Annotated in this window: 14 protein-coding genes; 7 read left to right on the top strand and 7 right to left on the bottom strand. The window is 43.9% G+C overall.

Features of this window, described 5'->3' with window-relative positions; genetic code table 11:
* Positions 1-396: 396 nt before the first annotated feature.
* Both AAC855_RS19255 and AAC855_RS19250 read right to left on the bottom strand, forming a co-directional pair.
* Positions 397-597: an MbtH family NRPS accessory protein gene (locus tag AAC855_RS19255; RefSeq protein WP_340611707.1), complete on the bottom strand. Its 201-nt coding sequence runs from the start codon at positions 595-597 to the stop codon at positions 397-399.
* The gene (locus AAC855_RS19250) at positions 585-3,746 is read right to left on the bottom strand and encodes an amino acid adenylation domain-containing protein (RefSeq protein ID WP_340611706.1); all 3,162 of its coding nucleotides are present in this window, start codon (positions 3,744-3,746) and stop codon (positions 585-587) included. The genes AAC855_RS19255 and AAC855_RS19250 overlap by 13 nt, the downstream gene beginning before the upstream one ends.
* 933 nt (positions 3,747-4,679) lie before the next feature.
* Between AAC855_RS19250 and glpT the strand changes: the two genes are divergently transcribed.
* Together glpT and glpQ are read left to right on the top strand one after the other, a co-directional pair.
* Positions 4,680-6,035 carry a glycerol-3-phosphate transporter gene (gene glpT / locus AAC855_RS19245; protein ID WP_340611705.1) on the top strand — a complete coding sequence of 452 codons (1,356 nt, stop codon included), beginning with the start codon at positions 4,680-4,682 and terminating at the stop codon, positions 6,033-6,035.
* A gap of 176 nt (positions 6,036-6,211) precedes the next feature.
* The gene (gene glpQ, locus AAC855_RS19240) at positions 6,212-7,288 is read left to right on the top strand and encodes a glycerophosphodiester phosphodiesterase (protein ID WP_340611703.1); all 1,077 of its coding nucleotides are present in this window, start codon (positions 6,212-6,214) and stop codon (positions 7,286-7,288) included.
* 257 nt (positions 7,289-7,545) lie between these two features.
* Here the strand turns inward: glpQ and epmA are convergent, their stop codons facing one another.
* Positions 7,546-8,523, bottom strand: a complete 978-nt coding sequence (gene epmA / locus AAC855_RS19235) for an elongation factor P--(R)-beta-lysine ligase (RefSeq protein ID WP_340611702.1) — start codon at positions 8,521-8,523, stop codon at positions 7,546-7,548.
* A gap of 1,071 nt (positions 8,524-9,594) precedes the next feature.
* Here epmA and frdA point away from each other — a divergent pair.
* Genes frdA through frdD form a run of 4 tightly spaced genes read left to right on the top strand, consistent with a single transcriptional unit; the run spans position 9,595 to position 12,895 of the window.
* Positions 9,595-11,391 (top strand): fumarate reductase (quinol) flavoprotein subunit, encoded by a 1,797-nt coding sequence (gene frdA, locus AAC855_RS19230; protein ID WP_340611738.1) that lies wholly within the window; start codon positions 9,595-9,597, stop codon positions 11,389-11,391.
* Positions 11,384-12,118, top strand: coding sequence for a succinate dehydrogenase/fumarate reductase iron-sulfur subunit (locus AAC855_RS19225; RefSeq protein ID WP_340611700.1), 735 nt, complete (start codon positions 11,384-11,386; stop codon positions 12,116-12,118). Before frdA ends, AAC855_RS19225 begins: the two co-directional genes overlap by 8 nt.
* A gap of 14 nt (positions 12,119-12,132) precedes the next feature.
* A complete protein-coding gene (frdC, locus tag AAC855_RS19220) occupies positions 12,133-12,525 on the top strand; it encodes a fumarate reductase subunit FrdC (RefSeq protein WP_340611699.1) in 393 nt (130 codons plus the stop codon).
* A 13-nt stretch (positions 12,526-12,538) separates the two neighbouring features.
* The gene (frdD, locus tag AAC855_RS19215) at positions 12,539-12,895 is read left to right on the top strand and encodes a fumarate reductase subunit FrdD (RefSeq protein ID WP_340611735.1); all 357 of its coding nucleotides are present in this window, start codon (positions 12,539-12,541) and stop codon (positions 12,893-12,895) included.
* 81 nt (positions 12,896-12,976) lie between these two features.
* Here the strand turns inward: frdD and AAC855_RS19210 are convergent, their stop codons facing one another.
* The 4 genes from AAC855_RS19210 to AAC855_RS19195 form a co-directional block, all read right to left on the bottom strand.
* Positions 12,977-15,007 carry a TonB-dependent receptor domain-containing protein gene (locus AAC855_RS19210; protein ID WP_340611697.1) on the bottom strand — a complete coding sequence of 677 codons (2,031 nt, stop codon included), beginning with the start codon at positions 15,005-15,007 and terminating at the stop codon, positions 12,977-12,979.
* Between the two features lie 268 nt (positions 15,008-15,275).
* Positions 15,276-17,048: an ATP-binding protein gene (locus AAC855_RS19205; protein WP_340611695.1), complete on the bottom strand. Its 1,773-nt coding sequence runs from the start codon at positions 17,046-17,048 to the stop codon at positions 15,276-15,278.
* The gene (locus tag AAC855_RS19200; protein ID WP_340611693.1) at positions 17,045-18,643 is read right to left on the bottom strand and encodes a 5-oxoprolinase subunit B/C family protein; all 1,599 of its coding nucleotides are present in this window, start codon (positions 18,641-18,643) and stop codon (positions 17,045-17,047) included. The genes AAC855_RS19205 and AAC855_RS19200 overlap by 4 nt, the downstream gene beginning before the upstream one ends.
* Positions 18,644-18,674: 31 nt before the next feature.
* Complete coding sequence (locus tag AAC855_RS19195; RefSeq protein ID WP_340611692.1) at positions 18,675-19,439, bottom strand: LamB/YcsF family protein; 765 nt, start codon at positions 19,437-19,439, stop codon at positions 18,675-18,677.
* A 281-nt stretch (positions 19,440-19,720) separates the two neighbouring features.
* Here AAC855_RS19195 and AAC855_RS19190 point away from each other — a divergent pair, with 281 nt between their 5' ends.
* Entirely contained in the window at positions 19,721-20,383 is a 663-nt protein-coding gene (locus tag AAC855_RS19190) for a GntR family transcriptional regulator (protein ID WP_340611689.1), read from the top strand.
* Positions 20,384-20,505: the final 122 nt, after the last annotated feature.

Raw genomic sequence — 20,505 nt, 5'->3', positions numbered from 1 at the left:
CAATAAGACCACCCATGAAAGGAAAGAAAAAATAAGCCATCCGTTGGTGTAATAGATCTAAATTCAGGACAAGAAAAAAGATGAATTACATCAATCAAAGGTGCTAGCAGCATTGACCATGACTACATGAGAGTCACTTTGAATTTTATATTCAAGCTTAGATATTCATATACTAATTCAGCGGCAAGATGCGTGTTATACCCTATTGGTAATAAATCACTCTGCTTCTGCGGTCACGCCAAGAAAATAGCAAGTTACAGAAGCCGATAAAACAGCATAGCTAACGAAAAATAAGACGATTTAAATCTGTGTCGCGTGGTTTCCTGTTCAGAAAAAATGGGCATCACCTTTGAGGCGATGCCCACGATAAATAATCTGATCTACTCATCCATCTGTTTAGTGCATATCAGCCTGCTTTTTAGTGGGTTCCGGCCATAGACCCGCAATATACTCAAGACACTCAACTTTGGAACCTTCCTTACCTGTCGACATCCAGCCAATCGGGACCCGATATTCGTCAGGCCAGACTGAATACTGCTTTTTACTGTTAATGACAACTATCCACAGCGCAGCTTCATTTTCTGTTAAGAGTTCCATGAAAACACTCCTTGCCTGTAACTTGCCGGCAATACCTGAGGCAAGAACCCGGTACTGATTAGATAATTCAGTACCTGACTGACATATTCAGATGTAATAACCGGACACTGAATATCAGACCCTTCCAGTGCTGCCAACGTCTGTTTCAGCTCCAGCTCTGGCTGGATTTCATGGATATAGTCAGGATCCAGCGCACGGTAAGGTTTCTCTGTCATATCCCGAATCAGCGGAATCAATGGATACAGCGGATGGGAATCATCCAGAGCAAGAATTCTCTCTTTCCCCTCATTGAAAGGAACTGGGTTAAGGATATAGCCAAACTCCTGCACCCAATCGAAAAACTGACGGATAGAAATTTGCACCGGATTAAACAGGTTAAAGAATTTCCCGTCAGATTCACGCTGTTTAGAAATATGCACCAGTGAAGCCGCCACATAATCAACCGGTACAATATCCAGCAGTAATCCATGAGCAGGATAGGACCCCATTTCCAGATAACCTTTCAGGGAAGCCACAAGATAATCATTTCCCTGAGCAGCGCCGGTACGGGTATGTCCGAGGATCAGACCGGGACGGTAAATACTCACAGGCATACCCCGTTTACGAGCAATGTTGATAATCCCTTCAGATACCCACTTGCTGCCCGAATAACCGGAAGGATCACGTATTGTTTCGCTCATGGCGCGATCATCTTCCATAAATGGCCGGGGTGATTCAGTGGCAAACAAGGCATTCACAGAAGAAACATAATGGAAATGTTTCAAACGTGAAGTAGAGGCAAATTCCAGTGCAGTTCTGGTGCCATCAACATTAATGCTTTTTAGTGAACTATAAGGATAGATAAAGTTGACCAGCGCACCGTTGTGATAAATCACATCCACATCCTGCGCAAGTTTATCCCAGATTTCCGGCAGCAAGCCGAAACGGGGTTGCCCCAGATCACCAATCACAAAATCCACGCGTTCAAGGCCATTACCCACATCAATCTGATAATGGGCAAAACCCTCTCTGATCCTCTCACGCGCATGTGCTTTGTCGTCGGCACGGCACAGACAGATAACCTGAGCTGAAGTCTGTTTCAACAGTTGTTCCAGCAAATGCAGGCCAAGATATCCGGTCGCACCTGTCAGCAGAACAGTATCAGGCTCATACCAGTTCGCATGTGGTAAACCATCAGGGCGTATACTTTCTTTCAGGTAAACATCTTTTCTCAGCGTTTCTGCATGTTGCTGAATAAGCGCTTCACTACGGTAAACACTGCTGAAAGGGATCAGATTATTTTTGTGAACTTCACGCATCTCATCCAGAATAGCCGCAATTCGGGCAATTGTGGGTTCAACATAGATGCCGGAAATAGGTATCCTGAGTGAGAATGCTCTTTCAATCCGCTCTACCATTCTGGCGACCAGAATCGAGTTACCGCCAATCTGGAAAAAATCATCGGTAATGCCAAAAGTTTCCGCAGCCAACAAATCGCCCCAAATAGCATAAACCCGTTTTTCTGTTTCTGTTTCGGGCTGTACCGCATCATGATTGGTATTCAGACGCTCTGCCACTTCTTCCAGACGTTTCCGATCACGCTTGCCACTGCTTGTCAGCGGAATATAAGGAATCCGGTAATATTCAGAGGGGATCCAGGCTTCGTGTAGACATTCCCGCAGTGCGATCTGAGTCTCACGTACCCATTCCTCCGATATAACCATATTAGGGTTAAACAATACGAACGCCTGTATCTTGGCAAAATCACCGCTTCCCGCAACACGGATAATGGCATCCTGAACCCCGTGTTGTTTTCTCAACGCGATTTCTATTTCACCCAATTCAATTCGATAACCACGGACTTTGACTTGATCATCCTGCCTTCCCATATAAATGAGAGAGCCATCTTCAGTCATACGAGCCATATCGCCGGTCAGATAGGCTCTTTTCCCCTTTCCGTTGATATCAGGGACATACCGTTTAGCTGTTTCAACCGGATTATTACGATATCCGGCTGTCACACCTAACCCACCAATCAGGATCTCACCGACCGTTCCTTTAGCCACAGGACGCAGATTCTTATCCACAATACTGATGCTGGTGCCGGGAATCGGCTCGCCCAACTGTACCTTATCTCCTTTTTTCATGCGGAACGCCGTTGACCAGATTGTTGTTTCTGTCGGGCCATAAAGGTTCCATAAAGTGCCACCAGAGGCGGTTAATTGATCGGCCAAATCTTGTGACAAAGCCTCACCGCCGCAAAGCATGCTCATATCAGCCCGCGGCTTCCAGCCTGCATTCAGTGCCATTGACCACGTTACCGGAGTTGCCTGAGCCAGAGTAAATTGAGGATCAGAGAACACCCGGGACAACGCCATCGCATCACGTTGAGTATCAGTGGGTGCAATGTAGATACTGCCCCCATGAACAACCGTCAGCAGTAACTCAAGGACTGAGATATCAAAAGAGAAAGTAGTCAGCGCGAGCATACGGTCATGCTGGTTAACTGATAATAATTTGCCCAGTGAGCACAGGAAGGCTGCCAGATTATCATGCTGTACCTGCACAGCTTTCGGTAGCCCGGTAGAACCGGAAGTAAACATGACATAGGCCGGATGATCGCCTAATTCAGGAATAACGACATCTTCCGTTATTTCCTCAACTGTATAGGCAAGATGCTCCATCGGAATATGTGTTGATGCTTTCAATCCCGCAGAGACCGTTTCATCAGAGACCAGAGTACTCGCTGGTAAGCTGGCGAGAATATCATTCAGACGTTTTTCCGGCATCATGGTGTTAAGGGGAACATATACTGCACCGATCTGCCAAGTCGCCAGCATCGTAATAAACCATGGAATACCCCTCTCGGCTGCAATAGCGACATAACTTCCCATTGTTACGCCATAGGAGCGTAAAACATTCGCTGCGCTGATAACGCGTTGCTGTAACTCACCAAACTCCAGAATTCCATGCGGATCTGAAACAGCAATATCATGCGGTGCTATTTTTGCCAGTTTTGCTAACCGGAATGGTACATTATCAAACCATGGCTGAAGTGTTTTTTCCATATAGCTGATATTAATGCCATTAATATCAGAAGAATGAGAGAATGAGGATTGCTGCCCAATAAATGCTGTGTGTAATATTGCCTTGTGTGTGTAAGTATTCATAATGATGTTCTCATTCTGTTCTCCATTTTGTTTCATCATTTTTTATGATGAATGGAGATATTTATGCTGTTAGTCAATAAAGTTCAGTTACTGTCCACATCTGGCGCCTACAATTACCTTATGTTGACCTTCACTGAATAAAAAAAATAAACTTCAAGAAAATTATTTAAAATTAAAGAATTATTATTTAATATTTATTTACAACTTTTAATTAATTACACAATTAGCCCATAACTGGATTTTTTTACTAGTGAATAGTGTGTATTACGCCTTATACACCACTTTATCACTTTGATATAACTTGTTTTTATTTTATAAAACAGCCATTCATCCCTCATAAAACCCTGCTTCGAGAGCATGAATAACCATTTGTAGTAATATCTATTATTTCTGAATCAAAACTCAATCATTTTATTTATAACCGTGTTATAAAAAACGCAAAATATGTCAATAAATATAATCCAGATTATTAAATAAAAAATAACAGCAAAAAATAGTCAATATCAGTTAAGAAAACAGGCAAAAAATATCACGCTTTCATTCATCACCATATGTTCAGATAATCTTATATTTTTTCAAATAAGATTCGTATTATTAAACGGCGAATATATTCCCACAATAATCATAGTCCTTTATGACAAAAAGAAAATAAACGAATGGAATACGCTCACAAATAACCAATAAACATTCTTAACTGTGACGGAAATCACGATAATTAAAATAAAACTTATTTCCAAAAAGCCATAAATCGCTCAAAATTGCGGACTTTACGAAATTATATCCATATGTTAGCGATACTTCACAGATATATAAGTCTGTTTTAGCTATTCTTTCTTTCGATATAGAAAAAAATAAATTGAAACTTTCGTTTACTGCTGGTCACTACTAAACAGTGGTGATTCGCTCATACTAAAAAGTCATGTGGAGACAAACATGTTAAGTATATTCAGACCGGCGCCTCACAAAGCCCGGCTGCCTGCGCAAGAAGTAGATCCACTCTATCGTCGCTTGCGCTGGCAAATTTTTATGGGGATTTTCTTTGGCTATGCTGCTTATTATTTGGTAAGGAAAAACTTTACGCTGGCAATGCCATATCTGGTAGAAGAAGGCTTTTCTAAAGGCGATCTGGGTTTTGCTCTGTCAGGGATCTCAATCGCATACGGCTTCTCAAAATTCATCATGGGTTCCGTTTCCGACCGTTCTAATCCCCGGGTTTTCTTGTCGGCTGGCCTGATACTTGCGGCAGCCGTAATGCTGTTCATGGGCTTTGTACCTTGGGCAACTTCAAGCATTGCGGTCATGTTTGTCCTGTTGTTCCTGTGTGGCTGGTTCCAGGGTATGGGATGGCCTCCTTGCGGTCGTACCATGGTTCACTGGTGGTCACAAAAAGAGCGTGGCGGGATCGTTTCTATCTGGAACTGCGCTCATAACGTTGGCGGTGGTTTGCCACCATTACTGTTCCTCCTCGGTATGGCGTGGTTCAATGACTGGAAAGCAGCTCTCTATATGCCAGCATTTGCAGCTATTCTGGTTGCTTTAGTCATATTGGCCCTGATGCGTGATACACCGCAATCCTGTGGCTTACCACCAATCGAAGAATACAAAAACGACTATCCACCTGACTATACAGAAAAAGATGAAAAAGAACTGACTGCAAAAGAAATTTTCATGCAGTACGTTTTGCCTAACAAACTCCTGTGGATGATAGCTATTGCCAACGTATTCGTTTACTTACTCCGTTACGGTATCCTTGACTGGTCACCGACTTATCTGAGAGAAGTTAAGCACTTTGCACTGGATAAATCTTCCTGGGCTTACTTCCTGTATGAATATGCGGGTATCCCCGGTACGCTGTTGTGTGGCTGGATGTCGGACAAAGTATTTAAAGGAAACCGTGGTGCTACCGGCGTGTTCTTTATGACGCTCGTCACTATCGCTACAATTATCTTCTGGATGAATCCGGCAGGTAATCCTAATGTTGATATGATCTGTATGTTGGTGATCGGCTTCCTGATTTATGGCCCTGTTATGCTGATTGGCCTACATGCTCTTGAGCTGGCACCGAAGAAAGCAGCAGGTACTGCGGCTGGCTTTACAGGTCTGTTTGGCTACCTCGGTGGCTCGGTAGCTGCCAGCGCTATTGTTGGTTATACCGTTGATTTCACCGGTTGGGATGGCGGCTTTATGGTCATGGTTGGCGGCAGTATTCTGTCTGTCATTTTGCTGTTGTTTGTTATGCTACTTGAAAACAAACACAAACAGGAAATAGCACAAGCGCAGAACCGCTAATCAACAAGCTGTTTTAAATAAAGCTATTCCCGGGTCGCCACTGTTTCATCTCGTTCAACAGTGGCGACAATAATACAGTAACACTGTGTTCCCTCTTATATTCAGTATTCTAAATTCATATAAAACACCATTTAATTACCCATAAACACCTTCATTACCACAAGTGGAGAACCCCAATGCACACCCCTGTTAAAACAATTATGGCCGGTCTTCTGTTAGCTTCATCAATGTCAGGTATTGCACATGCAGCAGATAAAATTGTTATCGCGCATCGAGGAGCTAGCGGCTATCTGCCTGAACATACTCTTCCTGCTAAAGCGATGGCTTTTGCTCAGGGCGCAGATTATCTTGAACAAGATCTGGTAATGACCAAGGATAATGAACTGGTCGTTCTACATGACCATTATCTTGATCGCGTCACTGATGTTGCTGAGCGTTTTCCGAACCGCGCCCGTGCTGATGGTCGTTACTATGCCATTGACTTTACCCTGCCAGAAATTAAGTCACTGAAATTTACTGAAGGGTTTGATATCAAGGATGGCAAAAAAGTACAAAGCTATCCCGGTCGCTTTCCAATGGGAAAATCAGATTTTCGCATCCACACTTTTCAGGAAGAGCTGGAATTTATTCAGGGTATGAACAAATCTACCGGAAAGAACGTCGGTATCTATCCTGAGATCAAAGCACCGTGGTTCCATCGTCAGGAAGGCAAAGACATCACTGCAAAAGTGTTGGAAGTGCTGAAACAATACGGTTACACCAAAAAGAGCGATAACGTTTATCTGCAATGTTTTGATGCCAATGAGTTGAAACGTATTAAAAATGATCTGGAACCAAAATTGGGGATGGATCTGAAACTGGTTCAACTGATTGCTTACACTGACTGGAATGAAACCTACGAGCAGAAATCCGATGGAACTTGGCATAACTACAGTTATGACTGGATGTTTAAACCGGGTGCAATGAAAGAAGTCGCAAAATATGCTGACGGTATTGGCCCCGATTACCACATGCTGATCGCCAATGACTCTACACCAAACAACATTAAATTAACTGGTATGGTGAAAGAAGCTCACGCCAGCCATATGGTGGTACATCCATATACTATCCGCATTGACCAGCTACCCAAATATGCCACCAGCGGAAATCAATTGTTTGATATCGTCTTCGATAAAGCCAATGTCGATGGTGCATTCACCGATTTCCCTGATTTAGCGGTGAAATTCCTCGAAGAACATCACGAACATAAGTAATTGATTCTTTATTCATTTAATACCCCGCCGCAAGTGGCGGGGTATCATACACAATGGAATTCAAGATGCGTCGCGGCGGGAAGGGAGAGACAAATTAGTCGGGAACGAATTTGCCCAGCCAAAGGCTGGCCTCCGGTGAGAGGCAGGAGCCTCTCAGTCCCCCCGGGAGTATAGATAACCGTATGTTTATAAAAACGGTGACCGGGATGAGTGAGCGCAGCCAACAAAGAGGCAACTTGAAAGACGAAGTGTATAAATCAGGAAATTCCTACCGGGAATGCAATCACTTCACTGATTCGCTCAGCCCCCAGAGCCAGCATAATCAGTCGGTCAACCCCTAATGCTACACCCGCACATTCCGGCATACCATGTGCCAGAGCTTCAAGCAAATACTCATCAATCGGCTGTACAGGCAACCCCATTGATGCGCGTTTGCGGTTATCCTGTTCAAAACGCAGACGCTGCTCATTGCTGTCCGTCAGTTCACGGAAGCCGTTCGCCAGTTCCATTCCCTTGAAATACACTTCGAAACGCTGCGCAACACGATGATCTTCTTTACTGATCTCTGCCAGCGCTGCCTGCGAAGCAGGGAAATGATAAATAAATGTCGGCTTTTCAATACCAATGTGTGTTTCAACACCCATGGTAAAAAGCAATTGCAGTAAAGTATCCCTGTCTTCTTCACGATCAGCGATATTGCTGAGATCGAGTTTTGCCGCCACTTCACGTAGTTTTTCTTTACTTGCTGTCAAAGGGTCAATATCCAGATAACGAATAAAAGCCTGCTGATAAGAAAGGGATTCAGCGCTTTCACAATCCAGAATTTGCTGTAACAGGTCATCCACTTCATTCATCAAGCGGTACATATCATAGTGCGGACGATACCATTCCAGCATCGTGAATTCAGGGTTATGGTGGCGTCCCGCTTCTTCATTGCGGAAACTTTTCCCCATCTGATAAATGGAGCCACTGCCTGCGGCCAACAGACGCTTCATATGATATTCGGGGCTGGTCATCAGATACAGGGGAAGACCATCTGCTGCACCCGGCCCGACAAACTGGGTCTGAAAGGGAACCAGATGGACGTCAGTGACAGTCGCCTGACTCATGGCTGGGGTTTCAACTTCCAATACCCCACGCTCTGCGAAAAAGCGCCGTATTTCTGCCAGAATTTCTGCCCTTTTCAATAGGTTGGCGATAGGGGCAGTTGGCTGCCAATCCGCGACTTCGTTCATGTTCAAATGACTCCACGATAAAACAAAACGCGCAGTTTACTCATATCAGCGCCGCCAGACAAATTTTCGACATCAGTCAGAATGCAACACAACTTGAAATCCATTGTGCATATAAGATAATTATTTTCATCAAGCCTGAATATTACTCTTTTTTCCTGTATTAAAGATATCTAAAATAACGTATAAATTGCTATTACACCCACAAGATTATCTACACCAGTAAAATAAATTCTTGAACTATCAATATATTCATCGCTATATGTCACTATAATATTATTATCTGCACCGTAAAAATCAGCAAAAATATCTCCTTTGGTTATCATCACCACCAATTCTTTTACATCTTTTTTTAAATTTTTATCATTAGTTGTTTCAGTATTATTTAAAATCCCTTATTTTTTATAAAAACCCTCCCATAACAAAAAAACAACTTACTTAAAGATGAATGATTTCATATGGTAAATAAAACCCCAAACACCTATATATAAAATTAGTCATTACATTCCATTGAGTTAAAAAAACACCCTTTCGATTTTTAAATTAACAGGGAAGCATTATTGGTGTTAATATTTAAAAATACAAAAGTTTATTTACCTGATGTATAAAACAAAGTTGCTCTAAAAAAGCATTTTGAGCGTCAACGTAATCTGTTGATTTTTATTCAACGACATCTTTTCTATAATCATTGTTCTACAATAACCACCAAAAACTATTCATCTCAATTAAACAAAAACCCATCCAATATGAACAACGCTAATTAATTTAACAGAAAATTAATAAAAAACAGTCAGATGAATACAAAACTTGTTTTAGATCAATTTTTATTGGTACCAATTCGACCAAAGCAGTGTTCATGTCAAGTTTACTTTCGCCACTATTCGTTATAATCATATCAGATAAAAAATAACAGACAGTGCTCCTAACTCGTTAAGTTACAAAAAATACTTACAACACTGCGTCAAACAAGAAAAAACACTCTGCAAAGTAGCAAGGTCACAAATGACGAGTGATAACGCATTAGGCTTTCTGGCTGAAGTTTATTCATTTCACTTGAAACAATGGAGAAGCACAGTGCAAACCTTCAATGCTGATCTAGCAATTATCGGAGCCGGTGGCGCAGGTCTACGGGCCGCCATTGCTGCGGCTGAAGCCAATCCCCAACTCAAGATTGCCCTGATTTCAAAAGTGTACCCTATGCGCAGTCACACCGTCGCCGCAGAAGGTGGGTCAGCCGCAGTCACTCAATCTCATGATTCCTACGACTTTCATTTCAATGACACCGTATCCGGCGGTGACTGGCTGTGTGAGCAGGATGTGGTTGAGTATTTTGTCAAACACTGTCCGACTGAGATGACCCAGTTGGAGCAATGGGGTTGCCCGTGGAGCCGTAAAGAAGACGGTTCCGTGAATGTGCGTCGTTTCGGTGGTATGAAAATCGAGCGCACATGGTTTGCCGCGGATAAAACCGGCTTCCATATGCTGCATACACTGTTTCAGACCTCACTCAAGTATCCGCAGATTCAGCGTTTCGATGAACATTTTGTCCTCGATATTCTGGTTGATGAAGGCCGAGCGCGTGGCTTGGTTGCCCTGAATATGATGGAAGGCAGTAAAGTTCAGATTCGCGCAAATGCGGTCATTATGGCTACCGGCGGTGCAGGCCGTGTCTATCGTTACAACACGAATGGCGGCATTGTCACCGGCGATGGCATGGGCATGGCTTTCCGGCATGGTGTTCCACTGCGCGATATGGAGTTTGTGCAATATCATCCAACCGGCCTGCCGGGTTCCGGCATTCTGATGACCGAAGGCTGTCGGGGTGAAGGCGGGATTCTGGTGAATAAAGATGGCTATCGCTATCTACAAGATTATGGCTTAGGGCCTGAAACACCCCTCGGCCATCCTGAAAATAAATATATGGAGCTGGGACCACGCGATAAAGTTTCGCAGGCATTCTGGCACGAATGGCGGGCAGGACGGACGATTGCAACGCCGCGCGGTGACGTTGTGCATCTGGATCTGCGTCATCTGGGTGAGAAGAAATTACTGGAACGTCTACCTTTCATCTGTGAGCTGGCGAAAGCGTACGTTGGCGTTGATCCGGTCAAGGAGCCTATCCCTGTCCGCCCGACAGCACATTACACTATGGGTGGAATCGAAACCAATCAACAATGTGAAACCCGTATCAAAGGGCTGTTTGCGATTGGTGAATGCTCTTCTGTCGGCCTGCATGGTGCAAACCGTCTTGGCTCTAACTCATTGGCAGAACTTGTCGTCTTTGGTCGTCTGGCTGGTGAAGAAGCGGCCAAATGTGCTCAGGAAGCGCCTCCCGCCAATGAAAATGCACTGTCTGCACAGGTTCTCGATATTGAGGCTAAACTCAATAAACTGCTGAATCAACAGGGCGGAGAAAGCTGGGCAAAAATCCGCGATGAACTGGGAACGTCAATGGAAGAAGGTTGTGGTATTTATCGCACCCCTGAATTGATGCAAAAGACGATTGATAAGATTGCAGAGCTGAAAGAGCGCTTCAAGCATATTCAAATCAGTGACCGCTCCAGTGTATTCAATACTGACCTTCTCTATACCATAGAACTGGGATTCGGGCTGGATGTGGCGGAATGTATGGCTCACTCCGCGATAAACCGCAAAGAATCCCGCGGGGCCCATCAGCGCCTTGATGAAGGCTGTACCGAACGTGATGATGAGAACTTCCTGAAACACACACTGGCTTTCTATAACCCGGAAGGTGCACCACATCTGGAATACAGTGATGTGAAAATCACTAAATCCCAGCCTGCAAAACGGGTTTATGGTGGTGAAGCCGCTGCACAAGAGAAAAAACAGAAGGAGCAGGCGAATGACTGAGATGAAAAACCTGAAAATGGAAGTCATGCGCTATAACCCGGAAACCGATGATGCGCCTTATTTCACAACATACGATGTCCCTTATGATGACCAGACTTCGCTGTTGGATGCGTTAGGCTATATTAAGGATAATCTGGCTCCTGATCTGTCTTATCGTTGGTCCTGCCGCATGGCAATCTGCGGCTCCTGCGGCATGATGGTCAACCGCGTACCAAAGCTGGCCTGTAAGACTTTTCTGCGCGACTATCAGCACGGGCTGAAAGTGGAAGCCTTAGGGAATTTCCCGATCGAACGGGATTTGGTTGTGGATATGACGCACTTTATTGAGAGTCTGGAAGCCATCAAGCCCTATATCATCGGTAATGACCGCAAACCCTCTGATGGCCCGAATGTGCAAACTCCGGCACAAATGGCGAAGTATCATCAATTCTCCGGATGTATCAACTGTGGCCTGTGCTACGCAGCCTGCCCTCAGTTCGGCCTGAATCCTGAGTTTATCGGCCCTGCTGCCATCACGCTGGCACACCGCTATAACCTTGATAACCGTGATCATGGCAAGAAAGAGCGTATGCCGCAAATCAACAGTGATAATGGAGTCTGGTCCTGTACTTTTGTCGGTTATTGTTCTGAAGTTTGCCCGAAACATGTCGATCCGGCAGGAGCAATTCAGCAAAGCAAGGCTGAAAGTGCAAAAGATTTCATTATCTCCATGCTGAAACCACAATAAGGGAGGTGAAAGTCATGACAACAAAACGTAAACCTTATACCCGTGGCATGGAGCCTACCTGGTGGCAAAAATTAGGTTTTTATCGTTTCTATATGCTGCGTGAAGGAACGTCTGTTCCTACTGTCTGGTTCAGTATTCTGGTGCTTTATGGCCTGTTTGCCCTGAAAGCCGGCCCTGAAAGCTGGGGGGGATTTGTCTCTTTTCTGCAAAATCCACTGGTATTGTTGATCAACATTATCACCTTGCTGGCTGCATTATTGCATACCACAACCTGGTTTGAACTGGCGCCCAAAGCACTCAATATCATTGTTAAAAATGAAAAAATGGCACCGGGACCTATTATCAAACTATTGTGGGCGTTCACTATTATCGCGACTGCCGTGATCCTTGGCATAGCCCTACTCTGACCTCAAGGAGGATCTGATGAATCAAGTACCAAAACGTTCCGATGAACCTATTTTCTGGGGGTTGTTTGGCGCTGGTGGTATGTGGAGTGCTATTGTCGGGCCAGTCATTATCCTGCTATTAGGCATTTTACTGCCATTAGGATTGGCACCGGAGGCGCTTTCTTACGAACGTATTCTGGCTTTCTGCCAGAGCTTTATTGGGCGTGTTTTTTTGTTGCTGATGATAAGTCTGCCACTCTGGTGCGGCTTACACCGCATTCATCATGCTATGCATGATCTGAAAATTCATGTTCCTGCCGGTAAATGGGTGTTTTATGGCGCTGCCGCAATTCTGACTGTTGTAGCTCTGATTGGTGTTTTTACGCTGTAGTTAAAAATATATCATTGAAAGATATAGTGATGAGCCTGCGGTTTAACCGCAGGCTTTTTACTCAGCGTTATATCTCGTTTCTTAGAACTTATAAGAAACCGTCGCTTTATAAGCGCGCCCCTTCTCTTGCTGACCTTTATAGGTGTTCAAGTAGTAAGATTGTTCGTTGTAACGTTTATCGAAGATATTATCGATACCAAACTGGAGTTCAGTGTTTTTAAATGCGCCTGAGGTTGGTGCCCAGGAAATATGCATATCACTGACGCCAAAGCCTGCTTTATGAATATTTACAACCTTGCCATCATCTGTCCCATTTGCATTTGTTGAGCGGACAAATCGGGAATTCCAACCCAGTTCAATATCTGTTTTATCAAATAGGTAGCTTCCACCCACAGTGAAAGAATCACCAATAGATGGAGTAAATTCTAATCTTCTGTCAAACAGCATACTACCCTGAACAATTTTGTTATTTGCTTTGGCGTAAGTTGCTCTTAAAGACCAGTTATCCAGTTTATATTTGGTCGCTAATTCAAATCCTTCCAGTCTGGACTTAGGGATATTATTAAGCGAACTTTCGGCTAACGTGGTAGCCAGATTTTTGAAATTAGTCTGGAATACTTTACCAGTAAAAGTGAATGAATCATTTTCAGCAAAAACAGATGGATAAGTACCGCCAACACCCGTTTCCAGATTGTAACCCGTTGTCGCTTTCAGGTTGGCATTGTGGTTACTCGGACCCATGCCGATTTCTTTACCCAATGGGCCTCTGAAGAGTTCAGTATAATTAGCAAACAACGTTGTTGACGCACCCAGCTCGTATTTCAACCCCAATGCTTTTGAGAAATGAGCATAGGTTCTTTCAAAAGGCTCACTCTTTTTATTAATAGTATTGTATTTATAATGATCCCATCTTACGCCAGGAATGAAATGCAAATCAGCAAACTGAATATCATCCTCTAAATAAACAGAAGATGATTTTCCTGCTTCTACCACTTTGTTATATGTATTTTTTTCTGCCTCTGTATACGCCATTCTGGTATCGAAATACTCATAGCCATAAGTGACAGCATGGGCTAGTTGATAAGTATCAAAACTAGAAACGTTACGCGCTCTGATACCCTGAGTTTCGGTAATTGTGTCAAAGCCTTTGCCCGGGCCACCGACTTCCCTCATATGGTTGAAGACTTGTTCTGTATAATAAGCGGAGATTTTCAGATCAATGAGGTCATTACCAACCGGCACATATCGGTAAGCAATATTATAAGCATCACGCTCTGAAGCGTATTTCCCTTTTCTCCCTTTATTCACATCAGGGCCAAAGTTCAATCTGAAATTAGTGTCGGCATCATTCTGATAATGTTCTTTTGAGACATTGATATACTGCTCATCAGTCAGATTGAATTTCGCTTTTAATAAATAGTTGATCAGTTTCCCATCGGTAGAAATGGATTCTTGCCCGGCTTTATCCCTGCCCGTTTTAGCATCACTCATATTGCGATGGTTAAAATAGCCCAATAAATCTACAGCGCCGATTCTTCCATAAGCGGCCAAAGACTTCTGGAATTCCGAGCCATTACTGACATAGCTTAATTTTCCTTTTGCACCAAATAAGCGACCCGGTGCTAATAAATCACCAGCATCAACCGTTTCAAATTTTAATGAACCAACTAATGCTCCGGTATCATAGGTAATACTGTTCGTACCCACATTGATATCAATTTGCTTCAGCATTTCAGGATCAATGCCGTAGCTCCCTGCATGGTGAAAGTGATAGCCTTCCTGTCTTGCACCATCAATCGTCACATTGATAAATTGATCATCCATGCCACGGATTTTAAAACGCTGCCCTAAAGCGCTAGGGTGTCCGGCTTGTACGCCCGGCACATTTTTTAATACTTCCCCGACACTTTGTGCCTGTCTGACTTTAATTTCGTTACGGCTGACTTTTCCACTGTCCTGTTCTGCACTGTTACCTGCAATAACAACAAGTGTATCGCCTGTTGAGGATGATTTTCTGGTTGATTCTTCGGTATGTGCCACTGCGTTAGTCGAAATAGCGATGGTCAACATAGATGCTGACATCAAAGGAACACACAAACCACTTTTAGCCATGCTTGCGTAAATTTTGGTAATTTTAGACATTTATTTTTTAGTTAAAATATTATTGAGAAGCATTATTATTTACATTCATAAAAGAAATGTAAATAACATTAAGTGATTATCGTCAGATTTTACTATCTGGATTAGGTAGGATGATGCCTTTCAGTCCCGCTCGGCCAAGCAAAGACTGATTGCCGATATAGATCCTCAAAAGCAGATTTCATAGATGGGTATAAATTTAGCGTCAATTTATACCCATTTAATTTTTCAAATAACCAGACTATTCAATGTTCGCCAGAATGCTTTCTACCTCCTGATAATCACCTTCCTGAGCTCGGAATGTGACTTTTCCTGAGCGATGTGCATTTATCTGCACTTCCATTTTCATGGCTTCCATGATGGCAATCACATCTCCTTCACTGACTTGCTCTCCCTCCTGTATTAGCCACGAATGCAGAATACCGGATATGGGGGCTTTTACCTGATGAGGATTTTCTGGTATTTGTTTGACTACTAGCGGAGACGATTGTGGCTCACCTGTAGGCACTAAAGGTGTTAATCCTGCCAATAAATCCGTTGGTAATCCCATTTCATGCCGACGGCCATCAATCTCAATAAAGGTACGGATGATATCTTTGCTTTCAGCTACATCCTGACGTGGTAAGGCTTCCAGTTGATTGGTAAATTCTGTCTCAATCCAACGGGTATGGACGTTAAAAGTCTCTGCTGATGCAAAATCAGAATGTTCAATCACCGCCTGATGAAAGGGTAAAACGGATGCTACGCCACTGATTTTAAATTCTCGTAACGCCCGACGCGCACGGGCAAGAGCCTGTTCACGCGTTGCTCCTGTGACAATCAGTTTAGCCATCAATGAATCAAAGGTTGTCGGAATGACAGAGCCATTGATTACGCCTGAATCTAAACGAATACCGGGACCAGAAGGTGGGGTAAATTCGGTAAGAGCGCCAGATGCAGGCAAAAAGCCTTTTCCGGCATCTTCCGCATTGATACGAAACTCAAACGAATGCCCACGAGAAACAGGCGTTTCCTGAATGCTTAATGGGTAGCCTTCTGCGATTCTCAGTTGCTCAATAACTAAATCAATTCCAGTTGTTTCTTCCGTCACAGGATGTTCAACCTGCAAGCGGGTATTCACTTCCAGAAAGGAGAGTGTTCCGTCAACACTCAGCAAAAATTCAACCGTTCCTGCTCCGACATAATTAGCTTCTGCACAAATCGCTTTTGCCGACTGGTGAATGCGCTCCCGTTGTTGCTGAGTCAAAAAAGGTGCCGGAGCTTCTTCTATCAGTTTCTGATTCCGACGCTGTAAGGAGCAATCACGGGTTCCTAAAACAACGACATTTCCGTGTTTATCTGCAATTATCTGTGCCTCAATATGACGGGGCTTATCCAGAAACTGTTCAATAAAACATTCACCACGACCAAATGCAGCTGTCGCCTCACGTACCGCAGAGTGATACAACTCCTCAATTTCATCGTGTCGCCATGCCACTTTTAACCCACGGCCCCCACCACCAAATGCGGCTTTAATCGCTATCGGTAAACCCTGCTTTTCAGCAAAAGTGATAACCTCCTGCGCATTTTTAACCGGCTCTGCCGTTCCCATGACTAACGGTGCTCCAACTTTCTGAGCAATTTGCCGGGCCGTGACTTTATTCCCTAATATATCAATCGTATCGGGTTCCGGACCAATCCAAATTAAACCAGCTTCAATAACAGCGCGGGCAAACTCAGCCCGTTCAGATAGAAAACCATAGCCGGGATGTACCATCGTAGCCTGCGCTTGCTTTGCGATATCCAACAAACGAGGAATATTGAGATAGGTTTCTGCCGGGCTATTCCCTGCCAGTGAATAGGCTTCATCCGCCAGTTGCACATGCAGTGCGTTGATATCTGTATCAGCATAAACAGCAATTGTCCGTATGCCATAATCACGACAGGCACGAATAATACGAACGGCAATCTCCCCGCGATTGGCGATTAAGACTTTTTTTGTAATTTTATTAATACTGTTCACAGTGGTATTCATTGCAGCTCTTCACTCCCCTGAATGTCATGAAACTGATTGATGGGATTAAATCTAATTTTGGCATTGATCGGAATTTGGCCTGCAAGATCAAGGTCATAATCAGCCACTGAAGCAATAACGGGGTATCCGCCTGTCACAGGATGATCCGCCAGAAATAAAACAGGTTGCCCGCTGGCGGGAATTTGTATCGCACCAAGGCTGGTTCCTTCGCTTGGCAGCTCTGCATGATTAATGCGTGATAACGAGCAATCTCCCTTCAATCTCAAACCAATCCGGTTCGATTGTGGCGTAACCTGCCAGATTTGATTTCGCAATATATCGATGGATTCCTGAGTGAACCAGTCAGTTCTAGGGCCAAGAAATATATCCAGTACAACAGTCTCACCTTTATTGGGCATCACAAATTCCGGGGTCTCTGAAACAGACACCGCTGAACAATGCGAAGTCTCACCTATCGCTAAATTATCCCCCGCCTTTAACGGCGCAGGGCCAATATTAGACAAAGTGTCAAATGAACAGCTGGATAGCACCTTTGGAACAATAAAACCGCCTCTGGCTGCCAAGTAAGAACGCATTCCTTCATGTGGGATACCCAATATGATTTCATCACCATCATTTAAATCAAGAGGTTGGTAAGTGCTTAGGTGAAGCGACTTTCCTTGCGGGGTTTTAATTTGAATCGGACATAAAGCGCCAGTGACAGAAATAACCATTTGCCCACGGGCAATGGCTTGAAATCCTCCCTGCGTAATTTCCAGACAAGCTTGATCAGAAGGGTTACCCACTATGCGATTTGCACTGCGTAAAGCACTTTTATCCATCGCACCTGATGCAGATATGCCCAGCCTTGATTTACCCAGACGCCCTAAATCCTGAAATAGAGTCTGTAATCCTGTGGATTGAATTTCTAAAATACTGGCGTTATCCGCCGGAACAAGTGAATCAAGAACGGGTGTTGCAGGTAAACTGACTGTCACTGTGGAGTGTTCTGCATTACGGAATCGGATACGGTAACCGGGCTGTAATAACGCCGGTTCCATCCGGGATAAATCCCATATTCGTTCGGATGTCGTCCCAATGAGTTGCCATCCTCCGGGGCTTGACTGCGGGTAAATACCACTAAATTCTCCCGCCAGAGCAACTGACCCCGCCGGAATACGGGTTCTGGGCGTTTTGCGGCGGGGAATATTCCACGAAAGACTTTCAGATATCATGTAGGCAAACCCCGGAGCAAATCCGGTAAATGCAACGATATATTCATTATCCGTATGCTGTTGGATAACATCCTGTACCGAAATCCCGAGGATATCCGCAACTTCCTCCAAGTCTTCTCCATCATAACGCACCGGAATTACAATCTGTTTTCCCTGTATATGTGAGGATTTTTGCAGATCCCGCCGTTGAATTTCTGCCACCAATTGCCGGGCTGAAATCGCCAGAGGGTGAAAACGTATCATTACCGTTCTCGCGGCCGGGATTATCTCTTCCATTCCTGAAATAGGTTCAGCATTCAGAGAATCAAATAACGCCAGAGTTTCAGGCAAGTCACTCAACTCAACCATGATAGTATGAAAATTAACAGGTAAAAAACGCACAGTTATCTCCTGACAATATCGACCATTCTGATTAAGAATGAATGAATGAGCGGATAGTCATTCCTGCCTGCTGCAAAGTGGCTTTCACCTGTTTAGCCATTTCCAGCGCACCGAAAGTATCTCCATGCACACAAATAGAATCCGCCTGAATGGGAGTAAATTTGCCATCAATCGATTCCACACCACCTTCTGTCACTAGCTGCAACATACGCTGTGCAACAAGAGTCGCATCATGCAACACTGCGCCGGTTTCACGACGCGATACCAACTCTCCTTTTGCGGTATAAGCACGATCAGCAAAAGCTTCTGCGATCGTTCTCAAGCCTTTCTCCTGTGCTAGCCTCAGAATATTTGAACCAGCCAGCCCCACTAAAGCAAGATTAGAATCTACGGCTAAAATACCATCAATCACGGCAAGTGCCTGACGTTCATCATTCGCTATCGTGTTATAGAGTGCGCCATGAGGTTTTACATAGTTAACTGCCGTTCCTATAGAAGCAGCAAGCCCTTGTAAGGCACCGATCTGATAAATGACATCTGCTGTGAGTTCGTGACTGGCAAGATCCATATTACGTCGGCCAAAACCAACCAAATCTGGATAAGAGACATGAGCACCAATAACAACCTGATTTTCCTTAGCTAATTTCAGTGTTTTCAGGATCCCAGCCGGATCTCCGGCATGAAAACCACAAGCAACATTGGCACTGCTCACAATGCCCAATATAGCTTCATCGTTACCCATCTTCCACTGACCAAAGCTCTCACCAAGATCGCTATTTAAGTCGATTGTTTTCATCGTAGTTGTTAAACCATAATTATAAGATTGTTGAACAATAGATAATTTCTGATGAGTAAACAATCAACTAAATTCGCTTATTATTGTGCAAAAATACAACAGCGATCACTCTATGCAAATTAACGGGAAAATTATCAGTTCAAAATAGAGATTATTTTTATATCAAGATGGCAGAAGACAATCAGGAAAATTGCCGCGACTTGCTGGTTATCCGGGAATATGTGAAGATTAAGTTTTGAACACAGAAGACACTTTTCTCAGCAATAGCCCAATGGATAACTATGAAAATAGAGAGCGCTCCCCAAATTTTGAGTAAGAAAATTGCAGAAGTGATAAGAAATAAGCTGGTAATTGGCGAGTTATTACCCGGACAACGCTTATCTGAAGCAGCTCTCAGTGAACAACTCCAGATTTCCCGTAATACCTTACGAGAAGTGTTCCGCATTCTTACGCAGGAAGGTTTACTAAAACACCAGCCTAATCGGGGAGTGTTTGTAGCAATACCTGATATCGCATCCATTATTGATATCTATCGGGTTCGCAGGCTGATTGAATGTCAGGCTCTTTCACAGGCATATCCCATGCACCCTAGTGTAAATAAAATGCAAGAAGCCGTAATCAGTGCCAGTCAATACAGAAATAAGCAGGAGTGGGTTGGTGTAGGCACGGCCAATATGCATTTTCACGCTGCGATTGTAGAATTAGCCGACAGTGAAAGATTAATGACCTTCTACCGGAATATTTCAGCAGAACTCCGTTTAGCGTTTGGGCTTTTAAATGACCCGGAACTGCTGTACGCGCCCTATGTCGATAAGAATAAACATATTCTGGAGCTATTAAATTCAGGCCAAACAGAATTAGCAGCACAAAAAATGGAAGATTACTTAAACCTATCTGAACGAACGGTATTAGCCGCTTACTCTCGTATAAATAACGCTCAATAAGTAAAAAAACAAACGCAAAAAAGCCATCCGTTAAGGATGGCTTCTCTGTCAAAGTGATGTCTGGCAGTTCCCTACTCTCACATGGGGAGACCCCACACTACCATCGGCGCTACGGCGTTTCA

The sequence above is a fragment of the Xenorhabdus bharatensis genome, assembly GCF_037996705.1.
Taxonomy (GTDB): domain Bacteria; phylum Pseudomonadota; class Gammaproteobacteria; order Enterobacterales; family Enterobacteriaceae; genus Xenorhabdus; species Xenorhabdus bharatensis.
This window is presented reverse-complemented; position numbering and strand designations above follow the sequence as displayed.